This window comes from Massilia sp. TS11 (assembly GCF_022012445.1).
Classification (GTDB): Bacteria; Pseudomonadota; Gammaproteobacteria; order Burkholderiales; family Burkholderiaceae_D; genus Telluria.
This window is the reverse complement of record NZ_JAKLTS010000006.1, coordinates 57,768-71,463: the sequence shown is the minus strand read 5'-3', so window position 1 is coordinate 71,463 and position 13,696 is coordinate 57,768. Positions and strand designations below refer to the sequence as shown.

Annotated in this window: 9 protein-coding genes; 2 read left to right on the top strand and 7 right to left on the bottom strand. The window is 67.7% G+C overall.

All coding sequences use genetic code 11. The annotated features are described in order from the left end of the window. Window positions 1–6: 6 nt before the first annotated feature. The 3 genes from LZ005_RS10810 to LZ005_RS10800 all read right to left on the bottom strand — a co-directional run bounded on the left by LZ005_RS10810 (window position 7) and on the right by LZ005_RS10800 (window position 3,824). Window positions 7–1,644: a TldD/PmbA family protein gene (locus LZ005_RS10810; protein WP_237808061.1), complete on the bottom strand. Its 1,638-nt coding sequence runs from the start codon at window positions 1,642–1,644 to the stop codon at window positions 7–9. Window positions 1,645–1,939: 295 nt separating this feature from the next. Further along, window positions 1,940–2,788, bottom strand: coding sequence for an MBL fold metallo-hydrolase (locus LZ005_RS10805; protein ID WP_237808060.1), 849 nt, complete (start codon window positions 2,786–2,788; stop codon window positions 1,940–1,942). Window positions 2,789–2,837: 49 nt separating this feature from the next. Further along, a complete protein-coding gene (locus tag LZ005_RS10800) occupies window positions 2,838–3,824 on the bottom strand; it encodes a zinc-binding alcohol dehydrogenase family protein (RefSeq protein WP_237808059.1) in 987 nt (328 codons plus the stop codon). A gap of 102 nt (window positions 3,825–3,926) precedes the next feature. Between LZ005_RS10800 and LZ005_RS10795 the strand changes: the two genes are divergently transcribed. Beyond that, window positions 3,927–4,898 carry a LysR family transcriptional regulator gene (locus LZ005_RS10795; RefSeq protein ID WP_237808058.1) on the top strand — a complete coding sequence of 324 codons (972 nt, stop codon included), beginning with the start codon at window positions 3,927–3,929 and terminating at the stop codon, window positions 4,896–4,898. Here LZ005_RS10795 and LZ005_RS10790 read toward each other — a convergent pair. Together LZ005_RS10790 and LZ005_RS10785 are read right to left on the bottom strand one after the other, a co-directional pair. After that, the gene (locus LZ005_RS10790; RefSeq protein ID WP_237808057.1) at window positions 4,846–6,432 is read right to left on the bottom strand and encodes a serine hydrolase; all 1,587 of its coding nucleotides are present in this window, start codon (window positions 6,430–6,432) and stop codon (window positions 4,846–4,848) included. The genes LZ005_RS10795 and LZ005_RS10790 overlap by 53 nt on opposite strands. 2 nt (window positions 6,433–6,434) lie before the next feature. After that, complete coding sequence (locus LZ005_RS10785; RefSeq protein ID WP_237808056.1) at window positions 6,435–8,252, bottom strand: M1 family metallopeptidase; 1,818 nt, start codon at window positions 8,250–8,252, stop codon at window positions 6,435–6,437. A gap of 69 nt (window positions 8,253–8,321) precedes the next feature. Here LZ005_RS10785 and LZ005_RS10780 point away from each other — a divergent pair, with 69 nt between their 5' ends. Next, window positions 8,322–9,041 carry an ABC transporter substrate-binding protein gene (locus LZ005_RS10780; protein WP_237808055.1) on the top strand — a complete coding sequence of 240 codons (720 nt, stop codon included), beginning with the start codon at window positions 8,322–8,324 and terminating at the stop codon, window positions 9,039–9,041. 41 nt (window positions 9,042–9,082) lie between these two features. On the opposite strand, the gene LZ005_RS10775 is transcribed toward LZ005_RS10780, so the two are convergent. Both LZ005_RS10775 and LZ005_RS10770 read right to left on the bottom strand, forming a co-directional pair. Further along, complete coding sequence (locus tag LZ005_RS10775) at window positions 9,083–11,770, bottom strand: Ig-like domain-containing protein (RefSeq protein ID WP_237808054.1); 2,688 nt, start codon at window positions 11,768–11,770, stop codon at window positions 9,083–9,085. A 267-nt stretch (window positions 11,771–12,037) separates the two neighbouring features. Beyond that, complete coding sequence (locus tag LZ005_RS10770; protein ID WP_237808053.1) at window positions 12,038–13,588, bottom strand: CehA/McbA family metallohydrolase; 1,551 nt, start codon at window positions 13,586–13,588, stop codon at window positions 12,038–12,040. Window positions 13,589–13,696: the final 108 nt, after the last annotated feature.

Below are 13,696 nucleotides of genomic sequence, written 5' to 3'. Positions count from 1 at the left end.
TATGCCTCAGCCGATCTTACGGGCGGTGTTGATCACATTGATGCCATTGAAGCGGGCGGTCGAGGAACCGTGCGAGACGATCGAGACCTGGCCCGGCTGGCCCTTGCCGTCGAAGAAGGAGCCGCCCATGCGCCAGTCGCGTTCGTCGCAGATGGCGCTGCAGGCATTCCAGAATTCCTGGGTGTTCGACTGGTAGGCCACGTCTTCGAGCATGCCGGCGATCTTGCCGTCCTTGATTTCGTAGAACAGCTGGCCGCCGAACTGGAAGTTGTAGCGCTGCTGGTCGATCGAGAAGGAGCCGTCGCCGACGATGTAGATGCCCTTCTTGACGTCCTTGATCATTTCTTCCGGGGTCAGCTTCTTCTGGCCCGCTTCGAGCGAGACGTTCGGCATGCGCTGGAACTGCACGCTGCTCCAGGAATCGGCATAGCAGCAGCCATGCGATTCTTTTTCGCCGATGATGTGGGCCTGGTCGCGGATCGCCTGGTAGTTGACCAGGATGCCCTTGCGGATGATGTCCCACTTCTTGGTCTTCACGCCTTCGTCGTCATAGCCGACATTGCCGAGCGAGCCCGGGGTGGTCTTGTCGGCCACGATGTTGACCAGGTCGGAGCCGTACTTGAAGGTCTTGCTCTGCCACTTGTCGAGGGTGGCGAAGGAAGTGCCGGCGTAGTTGGCTTCGTAGCCGAGCACGCGGTCCAGTTCGGTCGGGTGGCCGACCGATTCGTGGATCGTCAGCCACAGGTGCTCCGGGGTCAGCACGAGGTCGTACTTGCCCGGCTCGACCGACTTGGCGCTGAGCTTGGCCTTGGCCTGCTGGCCGGCCGCGCGCGCGTCCTCGAGCAGGTCATAGGACTTGGTGTACAGGGTGGCGACGCCGCCGGCCGCCTTGATCTTGTGCTCCGGGCGGGCGTCGAGGTATTCGTAGCCCATGCCGACCGGGGTCGACAGGCCGTTACGCGAGCGGAACTTGCCGCTGGCCTTGTCGACGGCCGTGGCGAAGAACGGGCACCACAGGCGCTGCACGTCCTGGTCGATATAGGAGCCGTCGGTCGAGGCGAAATATTTCTGCTGGTGGACCTGGAACAGCACCGACTGCATGAAGTTGGCGCCCGCTTCCATGCCGGCCTTGTTGGCGGCGATCAGCATGTCGGCCTTTTCCTTGATCGCCACATTGCGCCAGTCCTTCTGGACCGGGGTGGCCCAGTAGACTTCGCCGACGCCCTTGACCGGGGCCAGCTGGATCGGCTCGGACTGCATTTTGGCATTGGCCTTGGCGATCGCGACGGCCTGGCGCGCCGCATTGGCCACGCTGTCCGGGCTCATGTCGCTGGTGGCGGCAAAGCCATAGGCGCCGTTGGCGATCACGCGGATGCCGACGCCGGCCGATTCCGTGTTGACGACATTTTCCACATTCAGGTCACGCGTGGTGACGAACTGGTTCAGGTAGCGGCCGATGCGCACGTCGCAATAGGAAGCGCCGGCGCCGGTGGCGGCGCTGAGGGCGGTGTCGGCCAGGGTCTTCTTGAACTTGTTCGCGAGCGGGGCCTTGAGCTCTTCGGCGGCGACGGCGCGGCCCATCACCGGCACCAGCATGGTGCCCAGGGCGAGGCCGCTCAGATTCAGAAAGGTACGACGTTCCATGGAGGTCTCCGGAGAATGAATGCGGAAAAATTTCGCTGCAAAAACATAGCAGCAAAATGGCAAAAACTCTACGCAAAAACAGCGCCGTCCTGGAAGTCGTTGTTTTCCTGAATACGCATGTGTCCGCTCCAGGCCAGCAGCGGACACTTTATATGCATAAACCGGACACTCCGTCTTTACTGAACGGTGTCAGGTCCGGCAATCGGACATCGGGGAACTTTTCGCGTGGCGAAAAGTTCCCCGATGTCCGATTGCCGGACCTGACACCGTTCCTTATTGGACCTGACACCGTTCCTTATTGGTAGGCTTTCCAGAGGGATTCGGTGAAGGCGGCGGGCTTCATGAAGCCGTTGCCCCATTTGGCGTCGTAGTCGGCGGTCGGCTTGGCGGCCAGGACGGCGGCCAGCGGCTGGCCGCGCAGGGCTTTCACGCGGCCGAGGATGGTGGCCAGCATGTCGCGGTAGGCCGCCAGGTCGGCCTTGCTGGCCAGCGGGCCGTGGCCGGGGATGATGCGGGTCTGCTCGTCGCACTGGGCCAGCACGGCATCGACCGCGGCCAGCACGCCGTCCGGCCGGCCGCCGACACTGGTGTCGATGAAGGGATACAGGCCGTTGAAGAACAGGTCGCCCATGTGCACCACATTCGCGCGCTTGAACCAGACCACGCTGTCGCCGTCGGTATGGGCCGGGGCCACGTGGCGCACGGCCAGGGTGTCGCCATTGAGGTGGAAATCGAGGTCCTGGCTGAAGCTCAGCACCGGCGCGGCGGCCGCCGTGTCGGGCTTGGCCAGCAGGCGCTGGCGCACGTTCTCGTGGGCCACGATGGTGGCGCCGTCGCGCGCGAAATCGCTATTCCCGCCCGTGTGGTCGCCGTGCACGTGGGTGTTGAGGATGAAACGGATCGGCTTGTCGGACAGGGCGGCCACGGCGGCCTTGATCTTGGCCGACAGCGGCGCATACTGGTCGTCGATCAGGAACACGCCGTCGGGCCCGGCAAACACGCCGATATTGCCGCCGGCGCCGACCAGCATCCAGCTGTTGGCGGTGATCGGCACGGTCTTGATCTGGACCTTGGAAAAATCGGTCTGGGCCAGGGCCGGCAGGCAGGCCAGCGCCAGCACGGCGCTGAGAATGGGACGCGACATACTCTCCTCCTTGGATTAGCGGCAACGCGTCCCATGATGCCAAAAATTATCAGAATCCGCTGAGCACAATTTTGCCGATCGTGCGGCGCCCGGCCAGGGCCGCATGGGCCGCGCTCAGATTGGCCGCATTGATCGGCCCGCCCACCTCGGCGGCGGTCCCGCGCAGCACGCCCTGGTCGATCAGCTCGGACACAGTATTCAGCAGCGCATGCTGGGCCTGCATGTCGGCGGTCTGGAAATTCGGCCGCGTGAACATCAGCTCCATGTGCAGGCTGGCGGCCTTGCCGAACAGCAGATCGACGTCGAGCGGACGCTCGGCGCGCGTGATGCTGGCGATGCGGCCCTGCGGCGCGATCATCGTGGTCAGGGCTTCCCAGTGCTCGGCGATGTCGGCCGTGCACAGGATGAAGTCGACGCCGTCGATGCCGAGCGCGGCCAGCTGGCCGGCCATGTCGCGCGCATGGTTGATCACCTGGCGTGCGCCGAGACCGCGCACCCAGGCCGCCGATTCGGGGCGCGAGGCGGTGGCGATCACCTCGAGTCCGGCCACGTGCGCGCCGAGCTGGATCGCGATCGAGCCGACCCCGCCGGCGCCGCCGACGACCAGCAGGCGGCGGCCGCGGTCGCCCCCGTGGCGGTCGATGCCGAGGCGGTCGAACAGGGCCTCCCAGGCCGTGATGCTGGTCAGCGGCAGCGCCGCCGCCAGGGCGAAATCGAGGCTGGCCGGCTTGCGCCCGACGATGCGCTCATCGACCACATGCAGCTCGCTATTGGCGCCGGCGCGGCCGATCGCTCCGGCATAGAACACCGGGTCGCCGACCTTGAACAGGGTGACCTCGGCGCCGACCGCCTTGACCACGCCGGCCGCATCCCAGCCGAGCACACGCGCCTGCGGGCTCGGTTGGCGCGCCACCTTGTAGTCCACGGGATTAACGCCCACCGCATGGACCTGGACCAGCAGGTCGCGCGGGCCGGGTACGGGCTCGGGCAGGTCCACATCGCGCAGGGCGCTCTCGATCAGGGCAACAGCTTTCATCAGCACACTCCAGAACAGGGGAAGGAAGACGCCATTCTGCACCCGGCAGATTTGTTTGATAATTGGGATAATGATTGAATCACTATTCTGCGGAGCCGAATAATGCAGCTCGATCTCACCGATGTCGCCCTGTTCGTGCGCGTCTGCGCCACCCGCAAGCTGGGCCAGGCGGGGCGCGAATTCGGCCTGTCGCCGGCCGCCACCAGCGCCCGCATCGCCCAGCTCGAGCAGCACCTGGGCGCGCGCCTGCTGCACCGGACCACGCGCAGCGTGACCCTGACCCAGGATGGCGAAGCCTTCCTCGACAAGGCCACCCAGCTGCTCGATGCAGCCGCCCAGGCCGAAGCGGCGGTCGGGCGCGGCGCCGAGGCGCCCCAGGGCCTGCTGCGCGTGGCCGCCTCGGTCTCGTTCGGGCGCCAGCACATCGTGCCGGCGCTGGCCGATTTCCTCGCCCAGTACCCGGGGATCCGGCTCGACCTGCGCCTGTCCGACACGATCATCGACATGGCCGCCAACGGCATCGATGTGGCGGTGCGCATCGGCCCGCTACGCGATTCGGCCATGGTGGCGCGGGTGCTGGCCAAGAACCGCCTGCTGCTGGTGGCGGCGCCGGCCTATCTGGCGGCGCACGGCACCCCGGCCACGCCGCACGATCTGCTCGGCCACCAGTGTCTGGTGCTCGACAGCGCCCACCCGTGGCCGATGCGTCTGCGCGATGGCAGCGTGGTCAAGCTCGATGTGGGCGGGCGCTTTCGCAGCGATAATGGCGAGGCCCTGCGCGACGCCGCCGTGGCCGGCCTGGGCATCGCCCTGCAGTCGAGTTGGGCGGTCTACCAGCAGGTGCGCGGGGGCAGCCTGGTGCAGGTGCTGGCCGACTGGGAGGTGGCCTACGATTCCTACATCTCGGCGGTCTACCTGCACCGCAGCTTCCTGCCGCCCAAGACGCGCGCCTTCATCGACTATTTCGCCGCCCGCTTCGGCGAGCATCCCTACTGGGAGCAGGACGGCGCGCCGACCGTCCCTAGTCCTTCTTCTTCACCGGGCGCAGGTCGAGGTCGTGGAAGTCGTAACTGAAGTCAGTCTCGCTGCTGACGGCCTTCATGCGGATCCGTTCGACCGCGCCATCCGGATCGAGCGCGAAGCTGACGTAGGCGTCGGCATTGAAGTTACGCTCCTTCCAGCGCACGATGAAGCTGTCGTACTGGTAGTGTTCGAGCCGGCCCACCAGGTCCGGTGTGCGCGTGAAGCGCATCACCAGGCTGCCGCCTTCTTCGGCGATCACCACCTTGCCGTACCACGCATCCTCATAGGTGCCGGCGTAGGCCGCCAGCGCCAGCGAGGGACGTGACTGCGCGCCCTTGGCCTGCGCCGCCGCTGCCGCCAGCCGCTTTTCCTCCTTGGCGTGCTGCTCGGCCTCCTGCTGCGCCATCACGCCGATCCAGTCGTTCTGGGTGCCGCCCAGGTAGTGATCGAGCAGGCGGTATTGCAACGCATTGAGCACGCTGGCGTTTTCGGCATTGGTCAGAATCGCGAAGCCGAGCTTCGCCTCGGGCACCAGCACCACGCGCGTGTAGAAGCCCTGCAGCGCACCGCCGTGGTAGGCCAGCTTGCGGCCCTTGTAGTCGCGCAGCTGGAAGCCCAGCCCGTAACCGAGGAAGTTGGCGCGCGTGGCCGCCAGCGCCGCCGGCGGTTCGCTCGGGCGGATCGGCGTCACCAGCGTGAACAGCTCGCGCGCCTGGCGTGCGCTGTACAGGCGCGCCCCGCCCTCGCGCTGCCCTTCGTTGAGCAGCAGCTGCAGCCAGCGCGCCAGATCGCGCGCGCTGCTGTTGATGCCGACCGCGCCGACCGCATTCGGCACCGGCATCGGCTTGACCGGCACGTTCACGCCGTCGATCTTGCTGTGCGGGGCCGCCACATTGGCGCGCCCGGCCTGTTCGTCCAGGCTGACCGTGGTGCCATCCATGCCAAGCGGCTGCAGGATGCGCGCGCGCACGCTCTCGCCCCAGCTCTGGCCGGTCTTGCGGGCGATGATTTTGCCGGCCACGATGTACAGCAGATTGTCGTAGGCGTACTGGCTGCGGAAACTGGTGGCCGGGCGCACCTGGCGCAGGCGGGCGATGATCTCGTCGGTGCTGAAGGTGGTGGTCGGCCACCACATCAGATCACCGGCGCCCAGCCCCAGGCCGCTGCGGTGCACGAGCAGATCGCGGATCGTCATCTCGCGCGTCACATACGGGTCCCACATCTGGAAGTCGGGCAGGTGCTGGCTGACCGGATCGTCCCAGGCCAGCTTGCCCTCGTCGACCAGCATGGCCAGGGTCACGGCCGTAAACGCCTTGGAGTTGGAGGCGATTTCGAACTGGGTGTCGCCGTCGACCGGCTCGGGCGCGCCGCGCCGGCGCTGGCCAAAGCCGCTGGCACTCACCACCTGGCCGTCCTTGACGATGGCGATGGCGATGCCGGGGATATCGAAGCGCTGGCGCGCACGCTCGACGTCGGCCGCCAGATCGAAAGCGGGCGCGCTGGCCAGGGCGCTGGGCGGTTTGTCCTGGGCCGCGCCGCTGAGGGCGGCGCCGGCCAGGCACAGGGCGATGATCAGGGTCTTCATGGCTATTGGCCTTTCATGATTTTATCGGCGCTGGTCTGCGTCACCGGATGGTAGTGCGGGCGCGCCTCGGCATACACGGCGCGCGCCCAGGCGCGGTCGTCGGCGTCGCGCTGCAGGGCGCTGTACAGGGGCAGCACGAACTTCTGGCGCCCCACCGTCAACAGGAACGCGCGCAGCGGCGCGCGCACCTCGCGCACCCCGGCCTTGACGGCCGCGCGCAGGAAGCGGAAGGCGATCTCCTTGTTGCCGCTCTCGGCCAGGTGATAGCGCGCGTCGAGCGCACGCAGGGCGTCGGCGCTGGCCTGGCCGTCGACGTCATTCAGGAACTTCATCCATTCGAGCGCGCTCCAGCCGTCCGCCTGCAGGGCTGCGCCGCCCAGCCAGGCCTGGCGCTGCGCGTCGAGCGCATCGAGCCGAGCCGAATGGGCGCGCTGGGCCGTGGCCGGGATGCCGGGACCGTAGACCCAGGCCTCGATCTCGGCCTCGCTCAGGGCCTGCGGCAGGCGCGCGCGCAGAAAGCTGAGGAAGTCCTCGGTGCGCGCGCTCTGGAAGGCGCGGCTGTCGAACCACTCGCGCAGGAAGGCGTCGAAGCGCGCGCGCCCGACGCGCTGCTCGATGGTGCGCAGGAACCAGGCGCCCTTCGGATAGGCGAGCTCCTCGTCGGTGTAGGTGGCGGGGTCGGTGTCGGGATCGTGCGTGACCAGGGCCTGCTTGGCCGGCGCCAGCGCCGCCAGCGAGGCCAGCGCCTCTTCCTGCTCGAGCTGCAGGGTCATGGTGGCGAAGGCCTCGCCGTACAGGGCTTCCACCACGCGCACGGTCACGTACTCGGTCACACCTTCGTTCAGCCACCAGTGCTTCCAGCTGGCGTTGGTCACCAGATTGCCGCTCCAGCTGTGCGCCAGTTCGTGCGCAATCAGGTCGTTCAGACTGCGGTCGCCGGCGATCATGGTCGGCGTCACGAAGGTCAGGCGCGGGTTCTCCATCCCGCCGATCGGGAACGAGGGCGGCAGCACCAGCATGTCGTAACGCCCCCAGCGATAGGGGCCGTACAGGGCTTCGGCCGCGGCCACCATCTTTTCGGTGTCGGCCAGTTCGTAGGCGGCCGCCGCGATCCGCTGCGGCTCCGCATACACGGCCGTGCGCGGCCCCAGCTCGCGCACCTCGAGTTCGCCGATGGCCAGGGCCACCAGATAGGCCGGCACCGGCTGCGGCATGCGGAAGTCCCATTCGCCGTCGGTGCGCGCCTGCGGATCGTTCTCGGCGCTCATCACCACGCGCAGCCCGCGCGGCGCGCTGATATGGGCGCGGTAGGGGAAGCGCACGCTCGGCGTGTCCTGCACTGGCAGCCAGGAGCGCGCATTGATCGGCTCATTCTGGCTGAACAGGAAGGGCTGCTTGCCCGACAGGGTCTGCACCGGCTGCAGCCACTGCAGCGCGGCCGCCTGCGGCGAGGTGCGGTAGTGGATGCGCACGCGCGGCGCCTGCTCGCGCAGCCGGATCTGCAGCGGCGCACCCTTCTCGCCGGCGCTCGGGCCGAGCCGGAACGGCACGCGCCGCCAGCGCCCGTCGCGCCCCAGCGCCTCCACCTTGGCGATGCGCAGGGCGCGCGTGTCCAGATCGAGCTGGCGCGCGCCCGGATCGCGCCAGCGCAGCCCCAGTTCGGCCGTCCCGCTCAACACGCGCTGGCCGAAGTCGGCGCGCAGGCGCAGGTCCAGCTCCGTGGTCTGCACCTGCTCGGGGTGGGCATAGCTGAGCGGGTCGGCCGCCCGCGCAGGCAGGGCCAGCACGGCGGCCAGCAGGATGAGGGCATCAATACGCATCGGGGGCTCCGGACATCAAGGCGCCAGCAGCATAGCACCGCGCCGCCCAAAACGCGTAGAATTCAGAACATGCGACTGCGACTGGCCGGCGCCCTCTGCGCCCTGTGTGCCGCGCTGGCGGCCCATGCCGCGCCGGCGCTGGTCTTCCTCGCCCCGAATAATCATGAAATGCCGCTCGCCCAGTTCGAACGCGGCGAACTCCAGGCCGGCATCCTCAAGGACCTTGGCCAGGCCCTGGCCCAGCGCGTCGGGCGCGAGGCCCGCTTCCTCAGCATCCCGTCCAAACGCGTCGGCCTGGCGCTGGCGTCCGGCCAGGCCGATCTGGTCTGCTATGTGCGTCCATTCTGGATCAGCGGCGACTTTCACTGGTCGCGCCCCTTCCTGCCGAACCAAGGCCTGATCATCGCCCGCGCCGACGCGCCGCCGCTGCGCCAGATCGGCCAGCTGGCCGATGAACGGGTCGGCACCGTGATCGGCTATGTCTATCCGCAGCTCGAACTGGCGCTGGGCAGCCGCTTCGTGCGCGACGACGCGCCGAACATGAGCAGCTCCTTCGCCAAGCTGGCCGCCGGGCGCGTGCGCTACGCCGTGATCGAACAGATGGCGATCGACTGGCAGCGCCGCCAGCACCCCGGCCTGGCCCTCAAGACCGCCCTCGCCTTACCAGGCTTTCAGGCCCAGTGCGCGCTGGCGCGCAGCAGCAGCCTGACGCCGCACGCGCTCGACGCGGCCATCGCCGCGCTGGTGGCCAACGGCAGCATCGACGCCATCCTCGCACGCTACAAATAAAACAGGCGGGCGCGCGGCCAGCCTGATGCACCCGCCCGGCCTTACTGGGCCAGCACGCTGACGTCGTCGATCAGGAAGGAGGTCGCCACGCTCGATCCTTCCACCCCTTCAAAGTACAGGCGCAGGCTCTGGCCCTTGTAGGCGCTCAGGTCGAAGCTCTTCTGCACGTAGCTGCTGCCCTTGTTCAGGTTGGAATAGGTGCCCAGGGTCGCCAGCACGCTATTGCTGCTGTTGCGCAGCTGGACCTTGAGCGTGTCGTAGGCCGTCGTCGTCGTGGTCTCGGCCGAATCGACGCGCAGCCAGAAGCTCAGCGTGAGCTTGCTGGCCGTGGCCGGCAGGGTCAGGCTCTGGTACAGGGTGTCGGTGTGCGCGCTGCCATAGCCGTTCAGCCAGGCCTTCCAGCTGCCGCCATGGCCGGCATAGGTGGCGTCATTGGTGATCACACCGCTGCTGGCGGTCCAGCCACTGGTGCCGGACTCGAAGCCGCCATTGCTGACCAGTTGGCTGCTATTGCTGACACTGAAGCTGAGCGCCGTCGAACTGGCGCTGTTGTTGGCCGCGTCGTAGGCCTTGGCCACCAGCGTGTGGCTGCCATTGGCCAGCTGGGTCGAGTCGAGCGCCAGCGTCCACGGGCTGGCCGTGTCGGTGCCTTTCAGGACGCCGTCCACATAGAATTCGACTTTGCTGACGCCCACGTTGTCGCTGGCCGTCGCCGTCAACGTGATGCTGCCGCTGCTGCCGCTGACGCTCGCGCTGACCGTCGGCGGGGTCGTATCGGCCGCCACATTGTTCACGCTGAAGGCGACGCCGGCCGAACTGCCGACGTTATTCGCCGCGTCATAGGCCTTGGCCACCAGCGTGTGGCTGCCATTGGCCAGGGTGGTCGAATCCAGGCTCGCGCTGTAAGGCGCCAGATTGGTGCTGGCCTTGAGCGCACTATCGACATAGAACTCGACCAGGGTCACGCCCACATTGTCGCTCGCCGTCGCCGCCAGATTGATCGTGCCGCTGCTGCCGCTTTCGCTCGCGGCCACAGTCGGCGCCGTGGTGTCGGCGCTGGCCGTGCCCTGGCTGACCCAGATCGGCGCCGACCACAGGATATTGCCATCGTCCTGGGTGATCTTGGCGTAGTAGTAGTGCTCGCCCACGGTCGGCGTGATGCTGGCCGTGGCGCTCGCCATCAGCTGACTGGGCGTGCCATTGCGGCCCGGGACGCCCTCGTAGATCACGACGCTGGCCACGCTGCGCCCGCTGCTGTTCGCATAGTTGACGCTCAGGTTCAGCACCCCGCTATTGCTGAAGCGCTCGCCCATCAGATGGCCGTTCGCCGTCAGCACGATCTGGCTGTTCTTGTCCATCGTCGCAAATACGCGCCGCGCCTGGATCGCCGCGATCATCGCCGCCGGGCTCAGCGCCGTCCCGCTGGGGATCAAGACGCCGGTGCGGTTGGTGTAGGACGCGCCCCAGTTGGCGCAGTGGTTGTCCTGGTTGGTCGAGAAGGCCACGTGATAGCCCGCCTCGAGCGCCTTGGTGCACGCGCCCTCGTAGGTCGAGCGGCTGGTTTCGGTCTCGCTCGTATTGGTCGAGAAAGCCGAGGTATTGAGCACCTCGCACAGGGCCATGGCCGCGTCGCCATCGGCCGTGTAGCCGAACGGGACGCCGTTGACGAGGAACTGGCCGCTGCTGGACGGGTGGTTGAACTGTCCCACCCAGCCGTTCTGGCGCATCAGCGTGTACAGCGAGGCGTAGTCGTTCTTGGCCACGAACAGATCGGCCAGCAGCTGGTTGCTGCTGTTGTACTCCCAGCCGACCAGCTTGTCCGCATTGAAGATGTTCAGGTGGCCGCCATTGGTGATCACGCCCCACTCCATGCCATAGATGGCGAGGAAGCCGGGATTGGCCGCATTGAAGCTGGCCGCCGCCGTCAGGCCGCTCGCATACAGGCTGGTGGCCGTGGCCGGGCTGGCCGAGGTATTGGTCGCATCCGACCCGTCATACATGTGGTTGTGCTCGGACGCCATCAGGAAGTCCAGGCCCTTGCCCTTGGCATAGCCGTAGGCGTCGGCCGGCCCGTAGGCGCCGCTCTGCGGATTCTGCGCGCCGGTGCAGCTGGCCAGCACGCCGCCGCCGTCGCTGTGATTGGTCTGGCTGTGCAGATTGCCGAAGTAGACCGTGTAGGGCAGCGCTGCGGGCGCCGGCGCCGCACCCTGGCGCAGCCGCCCGCCTGCAGCCGGCGTGGCGCGCGCAGCGGTCGGCAGGCCCGCGAAGGCAGGCAGCGTTGGCGCCGCCACCTGGCCCACGCCGATCTCCCAGCTCTGCTCGACCTGTTCGGCCGCCAGCTCCGCGCTCTCGTCGCCCGCGCCGGCCAGCGCGGTGGCGCGCAGGCGCACCGTGTACAGGCCATCGGCCAGCGGCCCATTGGCCGTGCCGTCCCAGTCCACCACCACCTGGACTGGCGCGCGCAGCAGGCGCGTGCTGCCCGACCAGTTGCGCAGCACCTGGCCGCGCGCGTCGAGCAGATCGAGCTGCCAGCGCACGGTCTGCGCCTGCTCCGCATGCGGATACTCGAACGCCAGCGTGAAGCTGCGCGCTTCGCCGCGCGCACCGGCCGCGCTGAACGGCGCGTGCAGGGTCGCTTCGAATTCCTTGTGGTCGGCCTCACTGGCCCAGATGGCATGGCTGAAGCCCAGGGCCAGCAGCATGGCCAGGGCGTGTTTTCCCGTTTTCATAGTGATCTCTTGGATGGCACTGCGTCGATCCGAGCGGGTGTCGCAGCGGCCGCCCGGGGCCTGTCCCCGGCAGGGAACTGGGCGCAATATGCATGAGTGAAAAACGCCGGACAAATTCGATTTCGCTATGAAAATCGAAAGATTGTCGACTAAGTGGCCGACGCGGCGCGGTGTTCAATTTGAGTCGCGCGCCCGCCATAGCGCATGTTAAAAATGCGACAGGCACCTGTCTCAAAATAGACAGCGCCGGCCTGAAAATTTTTCAGTTCACGGCTGTTGTATTTGGGTCACCCAGACGGGCGCGCTCCACAGCATGCGCCCGTCGTCCTGGGTCACCCGCACGTAGTAGAAGTGCTCGCCGGGCGCCGGCGTCCAGGGCGATGCGTCGGCCAGCGGCCGCTCGCGCGTGCTGCCGGCCACGCCCGGCACACCCTCGACCAGGGTCAGCCCCGCGACAGTGCGCGCGCCGCTGTGCGCATACGCCACGCGCAGCGCCAGCGGTCCGGCATTGATGAAGTGCGCGCCCATCGTGTGCCCGTTCGCGTTGAGCAGCACACGCGCCTCGCGGTCCATGGTGGCGAACACGCGGCGCGCGCGCAGGGCCTCCAGCAGGCTGGCGCGCGTCAGCGTCGTCCCCGCTGCCAGCACGATGCCCGTGCGGTTACGGTCACTCATGCCCCAGTTCGCGCAGTGATTATCCTGATCGCTGCTGAAGGCCAGGTGGTAGCCCGCTTCGAGCAGGGCCTGGCAGGCCGCTTCGTAATTGCCGCGCCGCGTTTCGCCCTCGTCCTCGCGGTTCGAAAAGGCCATGCTGTTGACCACCTCGCACAGCACCATCACGGCGTCGCCATCGGTCGAATAGGCCAGGTCCACGCCATCGATCACGAACTGGCCGTGGCGCGCCGGATGATTGAACTGACCGATCCAGCCGGACGCGCGCATCTGCCGATACAGGGCCGCGTAGTCGCTGCGCGGCGTCTCCACCTCGCCGATCAGGCGGCCGTCACCAGTGTGCTCCCAGCCCAGCAGACGGTCCACATTGAACAGATTCAGATGGCCGCCGCCGTCGATCACGCCCCACTCCAGGCCATACAGGGCGACAAAGCCCGGATGCGCGGCCGAGAACGCGTCCGCCGTGCGCAGTCCGGCCTGAAAGCGCGCAATCGCCGCCGCCGGGTCCGCGTCCGGATTGCTGCCTGTGCTGCCATCGAACAGATGGTTGTGCTCCGAGACCATCAGCGCATCGAGCCCATGCGCCTGGGCATAGGCAAATGCGTCGTCCGGTCCGAAGGCACCGCCCTGCGGCGGCTGGGCGTGATCGCAGTCAGGCAGCGCGCCGCCGCCATCGCTGTCGCGCGACTGGCTGTGCAGGTTGGCATAGAAGGCCGACCACGGCGCCCAGTCCACGTCGGCAGCGGCGGCCAGGGCCAGCGGCGGCGCCGGCAGCGGGCCCACGTGCAGCGGCCAGGTCTGCTCCTCCATCTGACCGCCAAAGCGCGCGCGCAGCCGCGCCCGGTACGCGCCCGCCCGCAGCGGCGCGTGCGCGCCCAGCCACAGCGGCAGCGACAGCGCCCGGCCATCCCACTGGCGAGCCGCGCGCCAGTGCCAGCGCACGCGCCCGCGCGCATCGAGCAGATCGACGCGCCACTGCAAACGGGCCTGACCGCGCCAGCCGGGGCGCACAAAATCGAGCTGCAGCCGGCGCGCCCCGTTCGCCACAAACGGCACGAACAGCCTCGCCTCGAATTCGTGATGCTCATCGGCCCGGAGCGGCCCGGCCAGGGCAAGCAGCAACAGCCAGCAGATGTAGCGTCCCATGATCCCCTCCGCGCACGCCAGATGAGCCGATTGTGCGCGCCCGTCCCCGCATCCCTTATCATTAAATCAATGCTGCACCGACAAATTGGGGTCAGACCCCAATTAAGC